The sequence below is a fragment of the Bacillus sp. OTU530 genome, from assembly GCF_038440375.1.
This window is the reverse complement of record NZ_JASATP010000004.1, coordinates 122667-143416: the sequence shown is the minus strand read 5'-3', so window position 1 is coordinate 143416 and position 20750 is coordinate 122667. Positions and strand designations below refer to the sequence as shown.

The window sequence follows — 20750 nt, the reverse complement described above, 5'->3', positions numbered from 1 at the left end:
AGAAAATGGAGGACAAATACATGAACAAAAGGTTATATCATGGAGCTGCTTTTTATCCTGAGCTGTGGGATGGAGGAGTCATAGAACAGGATATTCAATTTATGAAAGAGGCCGGCATTAACGTTGTAAGAATGGGAGAGTTCGCTTGGTCAACGCTAGAGCCGGAGGAGGGACAGATTGATAGCAGCTTCTTTGTAAATATCATTACTAAACTCTATGAAAATGGTATCGAAACAGTTATGTGTACACCGACGCCTACACCTCCTATTTGGATGTCTCATAGACATCCAGAGCGCATGTATGTTGATGAAGCTGGAAATGTGATGGGACATGGCTCCAGACAGCATGTTTGCACAAACAACTCCTACTTTAGGGAAAGAGCCGCAATTATTACAGAGCACCTTGCTAAAGCAATCGGAAGCTTACCGGGAGTAATCGGCTGGCAGCTTGATAATGAGTTTAAGTGCCATGTGGCGGAATGTATGTGTGAGACGTGTAAAGATTTATGGCATACTTGGCTAGAGGAGCGTTATGGAACCATTGCGAGGCTAAATGAAGAATGGGGAACACAAATTTGGAGTGAACACTATCGCAGCTTTGCAGAAATACCGCAGCCGGGAGCAGTACCATTTTTGCATCATTCCTCATTAAAAACAATGTATCAGCTATTCTCGATGGAAAAGATTGCTGAATTTGCAGATGAACAGGCTGAAATCATCCGGACATATTCTCATGCACCAATTACACATAACAGCAGTGTGATGTTTCATGTAGACAATGAACGTCTTTTTCAGAACCTTGATTTCGCATCATTTGATACGTATGCCCCGCAGGATAAATTTGGTTCATACTTGCTGAATTGCGATTTATGGAGAAATTTCAAACAGGGAAAAGACTTTTGGATTATGGAGACGAGCAATTCCTTTAGCGCCTCGCTAGAAAGCTATGCGACGCCCCATCCGAACGGATATTTAAGAAGTGAAGCGGTAGCTGCCTATGCACTGGGAGCGGAGGCCTTTTGCTATTGGTTATGGAGACAGCAGCGAACGGGCTGCGAGCAGCCTCATGGATCTGTTATAAGTGCGTGGGGAAAGCCGGCGGTGGGCTATGCCAATGTATTGGAAGTAGAACAAGCAAGGAAGGAAATCGAGCCTATTATTTTAGCTTCAAGGCCGTGTCAGGCTGAAGTCGCTATGACGTATTCTGACCGGGCAAAAGCATTTTTTAAAACAGAGCCGCATAATGGACTGGATCATAAAGCGCTGATCACTGAATTTTATGAGCGAATACTAGCAACAGGGATTCACCGGGATTTAATTCCCGAAGGAGCTGACTTGGCCGGCTATAAGTTGCTATGTACTCCTTTTCTTCATTATGTATCTTCCGACTATATAGCAAGAGCGACTGCGTTTGTTGAAAAGGGAGGTATCTGGATAATTGGTCCTCTAACCGGGGGGCGAACAGAGCATCATACAATTCACACTGATGCAGCATTAGGAGAGCTAGAGCATATCGCAGGCGTGGAAACCTTATTCACGTTTCCGATGGACGGTACGGGCTCAGTAGGGAAAGCATTTGATGTATCGGCACCATTAGGGCTCTGGAGCTCGGTATTTGAAGCGAAGGAGGCAAAGGCCGTTGGAATCATCGAGGGCGGACTTACACCAGGAAAGGCATTTCTAACGGAGCATCAGTATGGCAAAGGGAAAATTGTTATGCTTGGCTCTCTGCCTATAGGAGAGGATGGAGATGCGATGCTTATCAAGCTGCTTGATCACTATACCGTTGAAGCTGGGGTTAGGCTCCGCACCGACGTAACAAAGGGAACAATTGTTGCACCCAGACGAGGAGATGGATATACAGTTTGGGTCATTGTGAATATGGACGGAAGCGGAGGAAATGTGACTGTCCCTCAGGACGGAATAGATTTAGTGACACAAAGCAAAGTATTTTCAGGGAAATTAGAAATTGGCAGTTATGAATATAGAATCATTAGGTTTGATGAGGAATGATGTACAAAATAAGCAGAAGGGAGGAAACGAAGCTGTCACCAGTACAGTTCGCAGGAAGAGCCGTACTGGCTGCTTTTTTCTTATTTAGAAGATAGCCATGCGGACTCTAAACATAAGCTAATTATATTACTAATCCTTTAGTTTTTTTATCTCCCACTTCTTTACTTTTCGTTTCCTGCACCGTACTCCATTGTTACAACAATCGTCCTTGGTAGTTGCCTTCACCCATATAAACATGAAAAGAGGGAATAAGAAAAGGACAAGTATGCTGATTAATAACTCCATTATGTTTCCTCCTGATTATTTCTACTTCCTTAAAAGCTTTCAATTTATATATGAGTCATTGCTGCTAACTGTATAAGCCGTATGAGTGATAACTAGTATATGATGAAGGTACCTACGTTTGTTACTGTATATAGATTAAAGTTTGCGGTGCTAGAAGCATCAATTTTACCTTACCGATGTAAAAACAGGAGATATACGTCTCCTGTTTTTTTGTACTTTAAGAAATTATAAATTTCAGCAGTATATTGGGAGATTTTAAGGATAAAGTGCTTTATATCTCTTTTTATATGAATAAAAGACACTTTTTCTATATTTTTACTTACTCAATTTATGAATACTTAGGAAAATAAGACACCTATATCATAATGAAAACGGTTAAAAACCAAGCTGGTTTATAAGAAAATAAGTTATGTAAACGACATCATTGAAACAGGAATTAGGTTAATGGAATTAGCTAAGGTGTTAATTACTATAATCCATTTCTATAAGAATAAATGTTTCCTGATGTTGAAAATTGCCTAGCGTATATTTTCGTTAAAATGTGAATCGATTCCTGAATCTTATCATTTTTTTCGAAAATAACGTAAACGCTTACTGAAGTTCAGATTTGTTAAAGGCATTAAGGGGGTATTTAGTGAAAATGGAAATGAAATGGTGGCAAACTGCAGTGGTGTATCAGGTGTATCCACGCAGCTTTCAAGACAGCGACGGCGATGGTATCGGTGATTTAAAAGGGATTATTCGTCGATTAGATTATTTAGAAAAACTAGGGATTACAGCGATTTGGCTTAGTCCAGTGTACCAATCACCAAATGATGATAATGGCTATGATATTAGTGATTATCAAAATATCATGACGGAATTTGGCACGATGGATGATATGGATGAGCTGATTAAACAGGCTGACCAACGAAACATCAAAATCATTATGGATTTAGTTGTGAATCACACATCTGATGAGCACAAGTGGTTTATTGAATCCCGTAAAAATAAGGACAACCCATATCGTGATTATTACATCTGGCGCGACCCTGTAAACGGCGATGTACCTAATTCTCTGAGATCAACATTCAGTGGTTCAGCCTGGGAGTATGATGAAGAGAGTCGTCAATATTACTTACACCTTTTCAGCAAAAAACAACCAGACCTAAACTGGGAAAATAAAAGAGTCAGACAAGAGGTTTGGGATATGATGAATTTTTGGTTGGAAAAAGGTGTTGGTGGATTTCGGATGGATGTAATTGATTTAATTGGGAAAATTCCAGATGAAGAAGTGACAGGAAATGGGCCGAAATTGCACAATTACTTGCAAGAGATGAACCGGGAAACCTTTGGTAGGTATGATGTTTTAACAGTAGGAGAAACGTGGGGAGCAACTCCAAAGATTGCCAAACTGTATTCTGATCCAAAACGCAATGAGCTATCCATGGTCTTTCAATTCGAACATGTTTGTCTAGACCAACAACAAGGTAAAGAAAAATGGGATCTTAAACCATTAGATGTGAATGAGTTAAAACAAGTTCTTAGTAAGTGGCAAACAGCTTTAGGTGATGAGGGCTGGAATAGTCTGTTTTGGAACAATCATGATTTACCAAGAATTGTATCCCGTTGGGGGAATGATACAACGTATCGTACGGAAAGTGCAAAAATGTTTGCGATTTTACTGCACCTGATGAAGGGAACGCCTTACATCTATCAAGGGGAAGAAATTGGCATGATCAATTGTCCTATCAACGATATTAGTGAGGTCGAAGACATTGAAAGTGTGAACATGTACCACGAGCGTTTGGCAAATGGCTATAAAAAAGAAGAAATTATTGCTTCCATCAACGCTAAAGGGCGCGATAACGCTCGGACACCAATGCAATGGGATGATACAGAAAACGCTGGCTTTACAACAGGAACACCTTGGTTGCATGTGAATCCAAATTATCATGAGCTTAATGTGAAAGCGAACCTAGAAGACCCGAATTCGATCTTTTTCTGTTATCAAACATTAATTCAATTAAGAAAAGAAAATCCAATTGTGGTCTGGGGAGACTTTGAGCTAGTAACGGATGTACCTGAACAAGTCTTTATGTATTTGCGTCATTACGAAGGTCAAACTTGGGCGGTTGTAGCCAACTTTGGAGAAGGGAAGGAATCCTTACAACTACCGCATTTAGGACAAAGTGATGATGTAATTATTAGTAATTATGAAAGATCAGCAGCTGATTTTCATCAATTGGATTTAAAACCATATGAGGCATTCGCTGTGAAACTATGATTTTAATGAAAATCATTTGACAGGGTAGTACAACCGATTCAATCAGGAGGAAACATTCATGAAGAAGAAAATTTTCTCAATAGCCGCTGTTTCGCTCATGTCATTTGGCGTTTTGGCAGGCTGTTCATCAGGTTCTGACTCTGCAGCAGCTACGAAAACAAAAACGGTAGCAACAAAAGAAGAATTAAAGCCTTTTGGGAAATATAAAGAAACCGTTACGTATACCGTTGGGAAGGCTACACCAGGGATTCCTAAATTACCTAAAGGCCAAACCTATGAGGATAATGCTTATACACGTTACTTAAAAGAAACGTTAAATATTCAAAGTGAAGATAAGTTTGAAGCAAAAGATGGGGATGCCTATAAACAGAAGGTTTCTATGGCAGTCGCATCAGGTGATTTACCTGACATTATGGCGGTTGATGCAGCAACATTACGTCAGTTGGTCGATAATGACATGATTGCTGACTTGACAGATATTTATAAATCAAGCACTTCTGATCAAATAAAAGCGATGTATGATTCTTACAACGGACGCGCATTGGAGGCAGCGACATTTGATGGTAAGCTGATGGCCCTGCCCACAACACAAAATGCCAATATCCCAACCATGCTTTGGCTGCGTAAGGACTGGATGGACAAGCTTGGGCTAGAGGCACCTAAGACTGTTGATGATATGGAAAAGATCTTAACAGCATTTATCCAACAAGATCCAGGTGGTAATGGTAAAGGAAATACGGTGGGTTTAACTCTTTCTCCTAGCATTGGCGGGATGTACGGATCACTGTTCCAAGCGGATAATATCCTACAAACTTATAATTCTTTCCCACGTCAATGGATTGAAAAAGATGGAAAAGTTGTTTATGGGTCTACTACAGATGAAACAAAGCAAGCGTTAGGTAAGTTAGCAGATTGGTACAAAAAAGGTCTGATTGATCCACAGTTCGCTGTACGTAAAAGCATTGAAGATTTGATTATAAGCGGTCAAGCTGGTGCGTACTTTGGTCCTTGGTGGACGCCTGACTATCCATTGAATTCTGCAAAACAGAAGAATGCAAATATCGATTGGCAGCCATACATCATCTCTAAAGATGGCAGTGGTACACTCACGGCTTATACACAAAATCCAGTCTCTGAATTCTATGTTGTACGTAAAGACTTTAAACATCCGGAAGTACTGCCTAAAGTAGTAAGCGCATTAAGCGATAAGTTACGGAACGAAGATCGTAATTACCAGCCGGTTGTTGATTTCATAAAAGAAGGCGGTGACCGTGGCGCACCAATCAATCTCATGGTGAACTTTAATGACGCGACGGCACAAATGTACAAGAATATTAATGCAGCCGTTAATGGCGAAAAAGATCCTGCTGCATTATCGCTTGATGACCAATCGTCCTATGAGAAGATTCAAGGCTATTTAAAAGATCCAGCAAAAGCAGATGCCAACCAATGGAGTGCCTATATGTCTAGGATGGTAGCTGGCAAGCTGATGGCTGAAACAAAGATTAATGAAGTAAACCCAGTTTTCTTTGGTCAAACAAAAAGTATGAAGTTGAAATGGGCTAACTTAACGAAATTAGAGGATGAAGCCTTCATGAAGATTGTGACTGGTCAAAAAGATCTAAATTACTTCGACACGTTTGTTGATACATGGAATAAAACAGGCGGTAGTGATATTACTAAAGAAGTGGCTGAAGCGATTAAACAAAAATAATGACTAAAGGGTACAAATGTTAGTTTGTACCCTTGTAAAATTTACTTCTGAAAGAAGGTAGAGGGTGAAATGAAAAAACGTGGAGGGCAGCTGGAGTACCATCTAATGATGGCACCGGGCATGATTTTTTTAGTCATTTTCAGTTTTATACCAATGGTTGGTCTTGTCATGGCGTTCCAGGATTATGTCCCTGCCAAAGGGATGTTAGGCTCTGAATGGGTTGGCCTGGAAAACTTTAAATACATGCTAGAAATCCCGGATAGTATGAAGATACTAAGGAATACAGTTGTTATTGCGGTGGGTAAGATTATTGCGGGAACGATCGTGCCTATTATCTTTGCCTTATTGTTAAATGAGATTCGGCTGAAATGGGCTAAAAAATCCATCCAAACCATCGTCTACTTGCCTAATTTTTTATCTTGGGCAGTCTTGGCAGCGGTATTTGTTAACGTATTTGACTATCATGGACCAGTAAATAATTTCTTACAGGGACTAGGATATGATCCGATTTTATTCTTAGGGAGCAATGAGTGGTTTAGAGAAATCATTGTAGCAACAGATGTTTGGAAAGGTTTTGGATATGGTGCTATCGTGTACTTAGCCGCATTAACAGGGATTGATCCTGGGCTATATGAAGCAGCTTCAATCGATGGCGCGAATCGCTTTAAGAAATTGCTGCATGTTACTTTACCTGGGATTTTGCCAACCATTATGCTGATTTCAGCACTCAATTTGGGGAATATTTTGAATGCTGGTTTTGACCAAATCTTTGCTTTATATAACCCAATTGTGTATGAGACTGCGGATGTGATTGATACGTATGTGTATCGTGTAGGTCTGATCGGACAACAGTATAGTTTTGCAACGGCAATTGGCTTATTGAAATCCGTAGTAAGTTGTGTACTCATTTTATCAGCTAACGAATTATCTAAGAAACTTGCAAACATGCGGATTTTTTAAAAGGAGAGAAAGTTGATGAAATCAAAAATAGTTAGAAGCCCGTTTGCTATTGCATGGGAGAGAAGTTCGAGGAAACCAAAATCATTTGGGAGCCGGTTTGCTGATGTATGTATCTGGGCTGTAATATTGCTAATGACAATCCTATGTGTGTTGCCATTACTTAATATGGTGTCTATCTCTTTTAGTGATAGAGTTGCAGCTCAAGCGAATGAGGTTGGATTGCTGCCCGTTAATTTTAATGTAAATGCTTATGCGGTGTTGTTAGGAGATGCACAGTTTTGGCGTTCATTTCTGGTTTCTGTGGAAAGAGTTGTGTTAGGGACCGCTTTGAACATGATGTTAACGATTCTGATGGCTTATCCATTGTCTAAACATAAACGGGAATTTGGCGCACGCAATATTTATATGAATCTTTTGATTTTTGCAATGCTCTTTTCCGGTGGGATGATCCCCACGTTCTTAGTTGTGAAGAACTTAGGCTTGCTTGATACTATCTGGGCGCTTATTTTACCAGGAGCAGTACCAATCTTTAATGTGATTTTGTTAATGAACTTTTTCAAGAGCATTCCAAGTTCGTTGGAAGAAGCTGCTATTATGGATGGGGCGACAAAATTAAATGTTTTGCTCAAGGTTTATCTGCCGATTTCACTTCCGGCAATGGCAACCATTTCACTGTTTGCCATTGTAGGGCATTGGAATGATTATTTTAGCGGTTTGCTTTATATAAACAAAGCCGCTAACTATCCGCTGCAAACGTATATTCAACAATTGAACATTGACGTTACTAAAATTACAGATGTGTCCCAATTAAAAGCAGTGGCTTCCATTTCAAATCAAACATTGAATGCAGCTAAGATTGTAGTCTCTACTATTCCAGTGCTATTAATCTATCCGTTTTTACAAAAATATTTTACAAGCGGGTTAGTAATCGGATCTGTTAAAGAATAGGGACGAGGACTATTTTATTAAGGGGAAATACAACATGAACTGGTTTACATTTAGTGATCATTTGACTAAGCGGCTCTATATAATTTTAAAATTGACAGGGATTTGGTGGCTGTTTAATGTGCCCTATGCTTTCTTAGGCATGAATCTGTTGGCAGCGCCAGATGTAGTCAGCGTACAAACGATATTCATCATTGGGATGGTCCTATTACCGTTTGTCGCAATTCCGGCAACGGTAGCTACCTTGGCAATTGCAAGAAGGTTCATGAAGGATGACGACGCTTTCCCATTTCTTCAAGTATTCTGGAAGTCTTATAAAAGAGAGTATAGAAAAAGTATGATCTTGGGCTGTCTCAATGCTATGATAGTAGTTGTTTTTTACTTTGCACTACAGTATTATGCGGGGATGTCGTTACTATTAATGATAGTCTTTTATACACTGCTTATCGTCACACCGTTTTTCTTCTTGTTTGTCTATAGTTTTCTTGTGGATCAGGAGCTGCCTTTGAAGGCGTACTTGATCAATACGATATTTCTATTATTAATGCATCCTTTGAATGCCATCCTCGTGATTTTGGCGCTTATGATCACAACTTATATCTTATGGGTGGCATTTTCGCCTTTACTAATCTTTATTTTCCCAGGATTGGCCGCCCTCATTGTGACCTATTTTTATCAAAAGAGTATGGGCGTTGAAATCAAAAAAAGACAACCAGTTCATAACCTTAATGCAAATCGTTCTTAATAGAACATGCACCACAAAAGACGCAGTTGCCGAGCCTCAATAGAATATTGGATCTCGGTAATTGCATATTTAGTGCTGTCTACTTGACAGGGATATGATTTGAATTTGTCCGATGTACAAGTCCCTAATAAAGAACCTTTTGAGTACGAAGTGATTGGTTGTCTAGTGAATCAAGTCGAAGTAATAAATTGAACTTATAAGTAATTATTATGAGGGAATATGCTAGTCCTTAACGGTGTAGAATTGCAAAGCCTTGATGAGACCCCTGCTAGGAGGGAGATAAATGATAAAAAAGAAGTTGTGTATCCTATTGATTATCTCGTTGTTTCTAGCCACTGTAATAGGATGTATAGTCAAGTTCTATGGAACAGACAATAGGCCTAAAGTCGCCGTTGTTTTACAAGATTTAGACTCGCAGTATTGGAATATTGTGAAGGCAGGAGCAGAAAAGGGGTTTCGAGAGTTTGATATAGATGGTAGAGTTGTTGCACCCAGTTTCAAATCAAAAAAAGATGTACAAGAGTATGTGTTAAAAAATGTTCTTAAAGAACATCCTGATGTATTAGTTGTTTCTCCATTACAATCAGCTGCGGTCAAGTCAATCTTACAAAAATTTATCGAGCATAAGATTCCGGTATTACTGGTGGATACAGATATTCCCCTTGAACATAAGACTGCTTATATTGGTACCGATAACTTTGAATTAGGGAGAAAAGCAGGTGAACTATTAGCTTCAGGACTGCAGCCTGGAGATGAAGTGGCCCTTATTGCTGGGGAGGTAATCAGTCCAGTTTCGGGTGACCGGATAAAAGGAGCTACATCTAGCTTAAAGGATGCAGGAATCAAAATTGTAGCCCGAAAAATAGATTTGCCAAACGAGGCTTTGCCGGCTAGAAAAGCTATGGCAACGATTTTAGAGGAGCATCCTGATGTGAAAGGTGTCTTTGCTACAACTGACATTATGGCACTAAATGCTTTAGATGCAATTAAGAAGCAAGGAAATAAAATGCCTGTCATAGGAGCAGATGGGATTATCAAAATGGTTGAGTTAATTGAGGATGGGACGTTAACTGGTACAGTAGCACAAAATCCTTATGATATGGGTTATATAAGTGTTGAAACTGCATTGAAAGTAATAAAGGGAGAAGAAGTTAGAAAAAATATTGATACTGGTGTAGATCTTATCACCAATGATAATGTGAGGCAGAAACTGGATTTTCTGAAAGAATTGTTGAAGTGAAGTCTCGCCATTAATTATGAAAAGCTTTAGAACACTTGAATGAATTGAGGGGCTGGAGTAATATGGAAAACAGTGATTGTAGCTAAAGAAAGGATCAAAAGATGTCTAAAAGATTGTTGCAAAATCGATTTTCTACTAAGGTTGTCATTGCTATTTTTATCGGTATCCTGATTCCCACAACCCTTATCAGTGTTTTCTTTTTTATTTCGTCCTCTAACATCGTTAAAGAAAACGTTCGAGAGTCTTCGATACAAATCGCTCGCCAAGCAGCGGATTCCCTTTCATTTATTTTGTCTGTGGGCAATGATATGTCGGACCTTATTTACAGTAATGAAAAACTGCAAGAAATCGTAAAAATGGACAATGAGGATGGGACTTCTTCAACTGTAAAAGATAAAAATAATGAAGAAATGACTTCCTTTTTAAATTCACAAATTTATTCGAGTTCATTCGTTCGGGTTATATATGTATTAAAAGATGAAGGAACAAGCTGGGGAAGCGGGACGTTTTCTCCCGTGAAATTGGCAAGATACAACCTGCAAGAGCAGAATTGGATACAGAGAGCGGTACAAGCAGACGGTGCGTTAGCTTGGCAAGGATTACAATATGATCTTTTTAGTGGAGCCGGTGAGAATACAGAGCTTGTTCTTCCGGTAACACGTGTGATGAAAGATTTCAGTAATATGAAAACTATCGCTTATATACAAGTGCTCTTAGATGGAAAAGCGATTTTAAACAAAATTGACCAATTGAAGCTTGGAAAAACAGGGCACTTTTTCGTTGTAAATAAACATGGACAAATCATGATTGATGCCAATATGGAACATATTAATAAAACCGTTGAAAACCATGACTTATATAAGCATATTGTCGATGATACTGCCTATGAGTTTGAATTTCAGGAAAAAAATACTACCTATTATGGGGTGAAGCAGCCTCTTGTGAACGGATGGACACTTATTGGAACCGTTCCTATCAAGGAAATTACTGGTAAATTAACAAACATTCAACGTATTACAATTTTTGCATCCATTGTATTTACCATGGTAGCGATTGTAATAGGAGTATTCGCAGTAAATAGAGTGACAAAACCGATAAAGGTATTAACCGAGCAGATGAGGCTTGTTGGACAAGGAAACTTCCAAGTCCAAACTCATATTCATTCCAATGATGAGATCGGTTTAATGAGCAGGCAATTTAATCAAATGATTCATCAAATCGAGCAGCTCATGGAACAAGTAAAAGAAGAACAAAGTCAAAAGACAGAGGCTGAATTGCGGGCGGTTAAACATCGTATTAATCCGCATTTCCTCTTTAATACATTAAGTACAATTCGCTGGTTAGTAAATTTCAAACAAACCGATCGGGCTAATACTGCGTTATCGGCATTAATTCGGTTATTAGAAGCGAGCATGGGGAAAACAGGAACGTTCATTACGGTCAAGGAAGAATTAGATATTATTGAAAAGTTTCTAGCTATTTTGCAAATTCGGTATGACCAAACGTTTCATTTAGAACTGGAGATTGAACCTACAGTGGAGGACCTTCTCATTCCTCGGATGCTGCTGCAGCCAATTGTTGAAAATGCAGTGTTTCATGGCTTAGTCCCAAAAGGAACAGAGGGAACGCTTTGCATTAAGGGCAGCCGTGTAGAAGATGGTGTGAAGATTGAAATTAAGGATAATGGAGTCGGCTTTAAACAGGATATATTAAACCAACTGAATCATAAGGCAGATAAGATGAATTCATTTATCGGAATTGGTTTAAGACATGTATATGACTCAGTTAGACTTTATTTTGCATTAGCATCGAGTGTTACCATCGAAAGTGATTCTAACGGAACAACAGTTACAATTGTTTTAATTAACAAAAATAGAGGTGAGAATCGTGTATAACGTAATAATTGTAGACGATGAGCCAGTTATTCGGTTTGGGCTAAAGGCTTCTGTGAACTGGGACCAAGAAGGGCTCTGCTTATTGGGGGATTTTCCGAATGGAGAAGAAGCCCTCAAAGTAATGGAGCAGCACAAGATCGATATTTTGATTACTGATATCAAAATGCCGGTCATGGATGGCCTTGCCCTAACAAAAAAGGCGTTAGAACGATTTCCAACTCTAAAGGTAGTTCTAGTAAGCAGTTATACTGATTTTGAATATGTACGAGAGGGCTTGAAGCTTGGTGCTGTCGATTATGTGCTAAAGCCGACTTTAGAGCCGGAAGAATTTAGCGGACTTATTCGTAAATGTGTGAAGCTGATCGAAGAAGAGCAAACCGTAGAGGAGAAATTGCAGCTAATCAATCAAGCAGCTTTTTTGAAGGAACAGAAAAGCTTGGAACAAATCATGAAGCGCGTTATTTTACAAGACTTAGAACCGATTAATTTCCAAGAGCAGTTTGCTTGGCTGCAAGGGTCCTTACTCATCATTACAATGCGTTTGAACCGTGCGGAGGAGATAGAAGAGCAGTTTGGTTTCTTGTTTCAAACCATGATTTTAGAAGATATACAGGACCTCTTCTATGAAAATGTTAATCAGGGTATTTGTTTTCCAGTAGCCGAAACTGAAATGCTGTTTCTGATGCAGATAAATGCGGAGCCCTATAAAGTACTTGAAACGTTGAAAACAGAAATTGAACAAGAAACAAATTTAAGTTTTTCCTTTGGATATGAGGTGATTAGTGATGTATCTGTTGTGAAAGAAGGCGTTGAAAAAAGCCGCGTAGCTTGCAATCAACACTTTTTTTATGAATGCCAGCATATTTTTCGTTACCAATCATTTCCCAAAGAAAATGCAATCCCTTTAAGACTAGATGAGTTTCATCAGTTTTTGTTGCCTTATGATGAACGAAGGCTGACGGCGTTCTTACAAAACCGATGTAAAGAATGGGAACTAGGACGGCTTGAACCGTCTGAAATAAAAAAAGAGGCTTGTGAAATAGTAAGTCATCTATTTCTAAAGCAATTAAAATGGGAGCTATTATTTGAAAAATGTGAGCAGTTAAAAAAAGCTGAAACGCTTGTACAGCTACAACAAATCCTTTTTCAACAAATTGCTGAATATGATTACTTAATTCCACAAAACCAAACGTTCTCCCAGGGGGAGAATCAAGTTATAACAAAGGCATTGGAATATATTCATAAGCATTATACAGAAGAGCTCACACTGCAAACGGTGGCTGGCCATATTCATATGAGCCGTAATTATTTTAGTGTGTTATTTAAGCGGCACATTGGTCAAAATTTTATTGATTATGTTATCGATCTCCGAATTAAAAAGGCAAAAGAATTGTTGCGGAACACATCTTTAAAGGTGTATGAAGTCGCTGATCAATCAGGGTTTAAAGATGTAAAATATTTTAGCAAGTTATTTAAAAAGTTAACAGGCATATCACCAGCTGATTTTCGTACTACACAGCGAAATTAATCACTAAGAATTAGCAAACTTCAACATGGAGACAAGGAAACCGGAAGAGAGGGCTTGGATGATGATGAACAGATGGCTACTGATTATTAGCTTAATCGGTATTGTTTTTACTGCAGCTTGTAATAATCAGTCTATTTTAGATAAACATGATGATATCCAAGTTCCTCTACAAGAAAAGCAAGAGATTGTTGTTTGGCACACATACAGTGAAGAGGAAACAAGAATATTTGAAAACGAGATTATTCCTTTGTTTGAAAAAGAATATCCAATGATTGATGTGAAGCCAGTCCGTCAATCCTACACTAAACAACTAAAATCTGCACTTGTAGCAAGAGCCTCTGCCAAAGAACCGCCTGACGTAGTACGAATGGATATAGTATGGCTCCCATACTTCAATAAGTTAGGGCTGCTTTACCCTATTAGTGATTTTGCTGGTTTTGATCAAATCAAGTCATCTTTATTAAATGGACCATTACAGTCGAATTATTTTAACGGTAAATACTATGGATTGCCACTTGATACGAATACAAAGATTGCGATTTACAATAAGGAACTACTTCAGAGAGCCGGTTATACGAAGCCGCCTAACACAATGGATCAGGTATTGGATATTGTCGTGAATCATAACGCTGCAATCAGTATGGCAGGACTTAATGCGTGGGAAAGCTTGCCTTATTTTTATGCATTCGGTGGAAAATTGCTGGATCGTACCTATACAAAGGCAACAGGCTATTTAAATAGTCAAGAAAGTATTCATGCAGTGGAGAAATTACTCAAACTGTATAAAAACTCAACTTCAACAAAAGGGCGTTTAACTATTAACACAGATAGGTGGAATGGCATCATAAATGGGGACAGCTTTATGATTGATGAAGGGCCTTGGTTTTATAGTATTCAATCACCTGAGAAAGTAAAAAAGATTGTTAATACGACCGTCGCTGCTCCGTTCCCGGTTACAAATGGACAAGGATCAGTGTTGGGAGGGGAAAACCTCGTGATTATGAAAGGATCACAACATCCATCAGCTGCTTGGCAATTTGTGAAATGGATGGTGAGTAAAGAACCCCAAGAACTTATGTTGAAGGCAGGATTAATTCCAATAAATAAGGAGATAGATTTTAAAAAATTTATTAGAGATTATCCCTACTATCAGGCGTATATCGATGGAGTAAATAATGCTTTCTTGCGTCCCCCAGTGGCAAAATGGGACGAGATAGAGCAAGTGTATACCAACTATTTTCGACTGATGTTTTCTGGACATATTGGAGTTGCAGAGGGTCTAACAGCGGCAGCGAAAGAAATTGATCAATTACTTGTAGAAGATGAAGGAAGATAAATATGGAGAAAAAAGGGTAGAAAAAAGGGTAGAAAAAAGGTGTGTCTGTTTAGGAATGATAGCAATCTCACTATCAAAATGGGGTTAATGCCCGTTAATAGATGAATAAATTATACCAAAGGAGCGTAGACTATATCATTCATAGTTTACGCTTTCTTACACTTTAAGAAAGAAATTTCTAGCTGAGAGACCATTCGACGTAGTGAGAAATTTTAGAAATGCAGGATAAGTAGGGCTACGCCTCTGTCTTCGCCCAAAGGCAGGGTTCGCCAATCGGCGAGTTTTCTTCATTGAAATAAACGATAATGAAACTCAGGATTCTTAAGAAGCGGGTCAACTTGAAAAGAGAATGCTAAAGTAGGGATGAAATCTGATTAAAAACCAACTATTTAGATATTTACAGAAGTTGGTTGTAAGCGTTATCATAGGAGTAGAACATTTAGAAAAGGAGATACAATTATGGGTATTCATACAAGTAAAATTCCACTCGTACTATACGATTTAAAACGAATTGCTGGGATTGATGCGTATTACAAAAATGGTATCTTCTACTTGGGAACGGGTGAGATTGAATTTAAAAACGGGTTATTTGTCTGTGTAAGCAGGCAGGATAAGTTAGTCGAACTTTGCAGAATCATCAATTTTTACCTATACGAATTAGATACACATCCACAGGGGGCTTAAGGGCTCCCTTTTTTCTTTGCAATGCAGGAAAGTATAAATTGCCAGCTAGAAGTGATTCGACGCAGTCGGAAATGTTGTATACAGTGTAAGTGCAACTACGCCTCCGTCTTCTCCTAACGGCTCGCCAATCGGCGAGTTTTCTTTATACATAGAAGCTGTACAAGCATAAAAAGCTGCTTTCTTCCTTAGTAATTGAAGAGAAATTTAGATAAGTGATACTTATGCTGCATTTCTAAAAGGGAGAATTATCCTCTTAAAAAGTGTTTTATATTCCTCTATCCTTTGTAAAAAAAAACCTTTTTCAACTTTTAATTTTTTCTATTTAAAAACATCACAAAATAAGACACCTTCACCAAAATGATAACGGTTACAAAATGGTTGATTTTATAAGAAAATAGTCATGTACCAGATTCTTAAAGTTTAATTTAGGAATTCTAGAAAGCATTTACGTAGAGAGGCTATAAAATCTTTGAAAATGGTAGAAAGGAAAGAACAATAATGATTTTAAGGAAAGCACTAGATTTAAGTAAAAGTATAGATAATCATCGCTTAGACCTATATGAATTGGTAAAGAAAAAAGGGTTCTCTAATCCTGATGTAATAAAGATGAGCCAGCAATTAGATAAGAAAATTGTAATGTTGCAAAGGATAGTGCATGCAATCAGTTCTTAACAAATGTTTCATTATTAAGTCTAGCAACCTGGCTGAGCCTGTAAGTATCCCTGATGATAGCTTGCCAGAGCTTTACACACCTAACCAAGTTGTTAATATTTGATAGCGTTACAACAGGCTAGTAAATATTAAACATATAATTTATTTAAAAACAAAAATAAAACGATTTAAAGGAGGAAAAGCATGAAGTTTTTTAAACATAAGCGAAAGGCATCTCTTATTGGGTTAGCGGCTTTGAACTTTGCTTTATCGGCACCGGTCACAAACGCTCAAACACAGGAGGCACCTGCCGAATCAACCCAAGCAGCTAGAAAACTGCTGCCTACTGAACCAATTCAAGCACTTTTAGTAGACAAAGCACGCTATAATCCAGGTGAAGAGGTGACCATGTCGTTGCTTTTTGACTCATCACATGAATGGAAAGGGACCCTGAATTTGGAAGTCTACCATTTAAACGAGAAGGTAGCGGAAGGAAAGAAAACTATCCAAGTCAAGAAGGATCTAAAAGGGCTGGAAATCAAGTGGACTCCTCCTTCCACAGACTTTAGCGGGTATCTTGTAAAGGCATCCATTGAAGGTTCCAATCAAACCTTAACTGCGGCTATTGATGTCTCAAGCAACTGGACACGCTTCCCTCGTTATGGATATGCAACAGAATTCCCGAAAGAGTCGGCAGCCGAAAGTGACAAGAAAATGAAGCAACTTACGCAAGAATACTATTTAAACAGCTTTCAGTTTTACGACTGGATGTGGCGCCATGATGTGTCTGTTTATTCCAAAACAGATGACAAGGGAAAACCGATTCTAGATAAAGACGGAAATTTCATTACAGAAAACATTACCTCAGCCACATCGTATTCAGACTTATTGGGGAGAAAACTCTACCCATTAGCAGTAAAACAACAAGTTCAGGCCGCTCAGAAATATAATGCAGCAGCAATGGCCTACCAAATGAACTACGCGGCTAGAGAAAACTATGAGGATTTTGGAGTGAAAAAAGAATGGGGACTGTATCGAAAGAATGCCCAATTCCCAAATCCTAAACCCGTCGACCAGGAAGGATTTTTCTTTGACTGGGTGAATACAGGGCTGTATCTTCAGGATCCAGGTAATCTAGAATGGCAAGCTTATATTAATAAAGAGTTCGTTAGAAGTGTAAATGAATTTGGCTTTGACGGAATTCATTTAGATCAATGGGGCGCGCATGATAATGATTACTTATACGATTACAATGGGGAGAAACGTTATTTTTCTAAGGACTATGATTCTCTAATCAATTCTGTAAAAGATTCCTTAGTAAACAATGATGATAAGAAAAGCTTTGTGACCTTTAATATGGTTGGAGGAAATGAAGGATATAGGGATGTCCCTGTTCCATCTACGAAAACAGATTTCGACTATAGTGAAATTTGGCAGGACAAAGACAATTATCGCGATCTACTAAAAGTCGTAGAAGAAACTCGGGCGACAAATGGCGGAAAAGCAGTTGTAATTGCTGGTTATATGAATTACAAGCAGGCTACTGGAGACCACTACGAGGTTGCAGATGTGAAAGACGTTCCCAGATTAGAACAGTCTGCCTCAAGCATCCAAAAGGTTTCTGGATGGGTAGGGGACTTTGGCAAGCAAGATGAAGATCAAATTATCTGGACAGTTGATGCACCTGAGGCTGGAACATACAATGTTTCTCTTAAATATGGACACAATAATCAAAGTAGCCCTGAAGGAAAATTAACAGTTAATAATCAAGTCGCAGTGAATACGATACCTTTTGATGAAAAGACAGGATGGGGAAATCCTGTTGCAGTAAAAACTGTATCAGTAGAGTTGGTAAAAGGGAAAAATGAAATTAAGCTTCAATTAAATACGAATGATTTATGGTTAAACGTAGATAGCTTAGTCCTTCAAAAAGACTCATTTGAAAAAGAATATGAGGCTGAAGATGCTGAACTTATCAGTTGTAAGGTAGATAAATATGGACATGTGTATAACTTTGAAGTGGATGGAGACTTCATCGAGTTTACCACCAAGGTAGAAAAAGATGGATCTTATCCGATTAGCTTCGGATACAGTGTAGAACAAGTGGCTGTAAATCGTCATTTGTACGTGAATGGTGAACTCATAAGTAATGCGGTTAAATTTGGTCCTACAGGCAGTTGGGAAACGTTTCAAAACTCTCAAGATATGGAAGTGCCATTAAAAGCAGGAGAAAATAAAGTTGTCTTAAAAGTAGAAGGTGCAACTGATGTAGGTGCAAAGGTCGATTATATGACAGTCGGAGATACACGATACCAAGCCGAAAAGGCAAATATAGGCTGGGAACCAACGAAACAACCTATAGTAGAAAAGTCGAAGGATGGAATTATCAACTTTAAGCAACAGGGAGACTTTGTATCCTTCAATATCGATTCAGCTCAGTCCCAAGAGACACCGATTACCATTTATTATAAAAATACTGGTCAAGAGACAAAACGAAGCCTATTTGTGAATGGTAAAAAAGCTGGAACGGTTACTCTCCCTCAGACAACTGGGGATGCTTGGGGCAAAGCAAAGGCACAAATCTATCTGTATCAAGGGAAAAATGAGATTCAAGTAAAGATGGAAGATGAAACAGCTGCAACAGGAATAGAACTAGATAAATTTGAAGTGGACAGCACAGTGAGAAAAGCCGAGCAAACAGAGGTAGGATGGAGTCCAGTAGTAACAAAAACAAGCCAAGTTACAATAGCCCCTGGTTATACAAATAATTTTGGAAATGCAGGGCAACGCGTTATTTTCACTGTTAATAATCAAAAAGAGACGGATACACTTCGATTTAAATACAGATCCGGTAATAATCCAAAAGTAAACATTTATGTGGATGGAAAGTTAATTCCGGCAAACAACGCATATGTGGATGGAAAAACAGTTTCTGAAAATATATTTGCAAGTACACCAGGTGGTTGGGATGGTGCGATGGTCGAAAAGTCAATCAAAGCAACCGTACCTGCTGGTCAGCATGAAGTTGTATTTGAACTAGCTTCGAATGGCGAGTATATCAATTTAGATAGCTTGCTTGTTGGTGATGAAGAATATCAAGTCGAAGAAGCTGCATTTGCCCCTGAAGGTCATGGAATCACAACGACTGTAGGTCATGTGTATGACTTTAAAGACGAAGGAGATTTCTTAACATTTGAAGTTGATGCTCCGCAAGCAGGAAACTATGACTTGATATGGAGATACAATAATGACTCCGGCTCGCATCGAACCGCCAATCGCGCTGTGTATGTAAATGAGAAGAAAATCGAAAGCATTGGCTTCCCTTATAGCAACGAGTGGAAAGACACTACAATGGCTGGAGTTCCTTTACAACAAGGGAAAAACAAAATATCCATTAAAGTCGAAAACGTTGATGATGATGGGGTGAAGCTTGATTATCTACAATTAGGAAGTAAAAAATACCATGCTGAATCGGCAACTGTCCTTCCGCCAATGCACATCTCTAAAGGTACATTAATAAATTTTGGTCATATAGGAGACGAAGTAGGCTTTGATGTAAATGTAGCGGAAAAGGGAGAGACTAGCTTTATCTTCACATACTCTAATGCAGGAACGGATACAGCTCGTACTATTTACATTGATGGAAAACCTGTATTAGATGATAAAGGAAATCCGTATGTTGTTACATTTAAAAGTACAGGAAATGTGGATTCTTACAGCGAAGATGGCTACATTGTACTGCCAAATTTAATAGCCGGAAAACATAAAGTAACATTGAAGCAGGAGGCAGGCCAAAAAGGAACCATTCAATTGCGCCGGATGACAGTCGGATTGTTTGATGAGCCGTCTGTACGCTTAATGGATGCAGGCTTAGCAGCCATGGGTGCTACTCATATTGAAATTGGTACAGCAGAAAAGTTCGAAGAAGGCCCTAACATGCTAGCTCATGAATATTACCCAAATCGCAGTAAAAAAATGACGAGCTCTCTTAAAGAGTCAATGAAAGATTACTATAAGTTCTTTGCGGCCTATGAAAACATCCTGTTTGACAGCAAGAAAGTAGATCAAGCTGTTACAGTAACGAACAATGGACTACCACTGCAAGTAAGTAAAGATGGAGCAAGCAACACAATTTGGTCAATCACGCGAAGCTACAAAAATAGGAATGGACTTGCAGGTTACGATGCAATTCATCTCATCAATCTACTTAATAATGATGCAAACTGGAGAAATGCAGCAGCTAAGCCAATGAAATATCCAGAATTAACTGTAAGATATCCAGTAGGAAAGAATGCACAGGAATTACCTAATCTGAAGGTTTATACAGCAAGCCCTGATCATGACAATGGAGAGTTAAGAGAAATTCCATACAAGTGGGACAATACAGATGTAGTCATCACGCTTCCTAGTTTAGAATATTGGGAAATGCTTATAATTGATCGTGATGGGCTGCAAGGCAATAAAGTTTCTAAAATAAAATGGTAAGTCC

The 20750-nt window shown here is 38.7% G+C and carries 13 protein-coding genes; all 13 read left to right on the top strand.

What is annotated here, in order from left to right:
* Positions 1 to 20 precede the first annotated feature (20 nt).
* The 13 genes from AAHB12_RS04380 (at position 21) to AAHB12_RS04320 (ending at position 20746) form a co-directional block, all read left to right on the top strand.
* The gene (locus AAHB12_RS04380; RefSeq protein ID WP_342044434.1) at positions 21 to 2012 is read left to right on the top strand and encodes a beta-galactosidase; all 1992 of its coding nucleotides are present in this window, start codon (positions 21 to 23) and stop codon (positions 2010 to 2012) included.
* Between the two features lie 925 nt (positions 2013 to 2937).
* Positions 2938 to 4563 (top strand): glycoside hydrolase family 13 protein, encoded by a 1626-nt coding sequence (locus AAHB12_RS04375; RefSeq protein WP_342044484.1) that lies wholly within the window; start codon positions 2938 to 2940, stop codon positions 4561 to 4563.
* Positions 4564 to 4621: 58 nt separating this feature from the next.
* Complete coding sequence (locus AAHB12_RS04370) at positions 4622 to 6277, top strand: extracellular solute-binding protein (RefSeq protein ID WP_342044433.1); 1656 nt, start codon at positions 4622 to 4624, stop codon at positions 6275 to 6277.
* Positions 6278 to 6346: 69 nt separating this feature from the next.
* Complete coding sequence (locus tag AAHB12_RS04365) at positions 6347 to 7237, top strand: ABC transporter permease (RefSeq protein ID WP_342044432.1); 891 nt, start codon at positions 6347 to 6349, stop codon at positions 7235 to 7237.
* A gap of 15 nt (positions 7238 to 7252) precedes the next feature.
* On the top strand, positions 7253 to 8185 hold the full coding sequence (locus tag AAHB12_RS04360; RefSeq protein ID WP_342044431.1) for a carbohydrate ABC transporter permease: 933 nt from the start codon (positions 7253 to 7255) through the stop codon (positions 8183 to 8185).
* 34 nt (positions 8186 to 8219) lie between these two features.
* On the top strand, positions 8220 to 8927 hold the full coding sequence (locus AAHB12_RS04355; RefSeq protein ID WP_342044430.1) for a DUF624 domain-containing protein: 708 nt from the start codon (positions 8220 to 8222) through the stop codon (positions 8925 to 8927).
* A 283-nt stretch (positions 8928 to 9210) separates the two neighbouring features.
* Positions 9211 to 10167, top strand: coding sequence for a sugar ABC transporter substrate-binding protein (locus AAHB12_RS04350; protein WP_342044429.1), 957 nt, complete (start codon positions 9211 to 9213; stop codon positions 10165 to 10167).
* A 101-nt stretch (positions 10168 to 10268) separates the two neighbouring features.
* Positions 10269 to 12062 (top strand): cache domain-containing sensor histidine kinase, encoded by a 1794-nt coding sequence (locus AAHB12_RS04345; RefSeq protein WP_342044428.1) that lies wholly within the window; start codon positions 10269 to 10271, stop codon positions 12060 to 12062.
* Positions 12055 to 13590 (top strand): response regulator transcription factor, encoded by a 1536-nt coding sequence (locus AAHB12_RS04340; protein ID WP_342044427.1) that lies wholly within the window; start codon positions 12055 to 12057, stop codon positions 13588 to 13590. Before AAHB12_RS04345 ends, AAHB12_RS04340 begins: the two co-directional genes overlap by 8 nt.
* Positions 13591 to 13648: 58 nt before the next feature.
* On the top strand, positions 13649 to 14926 hold the full coding sequence (locus tag AAHB12_RS04335) for an extracellular solute-binding protein (protein ID WP_342044426.1): 1278 nt from the start codon (positions 13649 to 13651) through the stop codon (positions 14924 to 14926).
* A 459-nt stretch (positions 14927 to 15385) separates the two neighbouring features.
* The gene (locus tag AAHB12_RS04330) at positions 15386 to 15610 is read left to right on the top strand and encodes a hypothetical protein (RefSeq protein ID WP_342044425.1); all 225 of its coding nucleotides are present in this window, start codon (positions 15386 to 15388) and stop codon (positions 15608 to 15610) included.
* Positions 15611 to 16108: 498 nt separating this feature from the next.
* Positions 16109 to 16282: an aspartyl-phosphate phosphatase Spo0E family protein gene (locus AAHB12_RS04325; RefSeq protein WP_129728811.1), complete on the top strand. Its 174-nt coding sequence runs from the start codon at positions 16109 to 16111 to the stop codon at positions 16280 to 16282.
* Positions 16283 to 16465: 183 nt separating this feature from the next.
* Positions 16466 to 20746, top strand: a complete 4281-nt coding sequence (locus AAHB12_RS04320; RefSeq protein ID WP_342044424.1) for a glycoside hydrolase family 66 protein — start codon at positions 16466 to 16468, stop codon at positions 20744 to 20746.
* Positions 20747 to 20750 lie beyond the last annotated feature (4 nt).

Excerpts from the sequence above, each read along its gene's own strand:
- AAHB12_RS04380 (WP_342044434.1), top strand. The coding sequence starts at position 21 with ATGAACAAAAGGTTATATCATGGAGCTGCTTTTTATCCTGAGCTGTGG.
- AAHB12_RS04375 (WP_342044484.1), top strand. The coding sequence starts at position 2,938 with ATGGAAATGAAATGGTGGCAAACTGCAGTGGTGTATCAGGTGTATCCA.
- AAHB12_RS04370 (WP_342044433.1), top strand. The coding sequence starts at position 4,622 with ATGAAGAAGAAAATTTTCTCAATAGCCGCTGTTTCGCTCATGTCATTT.
- AAHB12_RS04365 (WP_342044432.1), top strand. The coding sequence starts at position 6,347 with ATGAAAAAACGTGGAGGGCAGCTGGAGTACCATCTAATGATGGCACCG.
- AAHB12_RS04360 (WP_342044431.1), top strand. The coding sequence starts at position 7,253 with ATGAAATCAAAAATAGTTAGAAGCCCGTTTGCTATTGCATGGGAGAGA.
- AAHB12_RS04355 (WP_342044430.1), top strand. The coding sequence starts at position 8,220 with ATGAACTGGTTTACATTTAGTGATCATTTGACTAAGCGGCTCTATATA.
- AAHB12_RS04350 (WP_342044429.1), top strand. The coding sequence starts at position 9,211 with ATGATAAAAAAGAAGTTGTGTATCCTATTGATTATCTCGTTGTTTCTA.
- AAHB12_RS04345 (WP_342044428.1), top strand. The coding sequence starts at position 10,269 with ATGTCTAAAAGATTGTTGCAAAATCGATTTTCTACTAAGGTTGTCATT.
- AAHB12_RS04335 (WP_342044426.1), top strand. The coding sequence starts at position 13,649 with ATGATGATGAACAGATGGCTACTGATTATTAGCTTAATCGGTATTGTT.
- AAHB12_RS04330 (WP_342044425.1), top strand. The coding sequence starts at position 15,386 with ATGGGTATTCATACAAGTAAAATTCCACTCGTACTATACGATTTAAAA.
- AAHB12_RS04325 (WP_129728811.1), top strand. The coding sequence starts at position 16,109 with ATGATTTTAAGGAAAGCACTAGATTTAAGTAAAAGTATAGATAATCAT.
- AAHB12_RS04320 (WP_342044424.1), top strand. The coding sequence starts at position 16,466 with ATGAAGTTTTTTAAACATAAGCGAAAGGCATCTCTTATTGGGTTAGCG.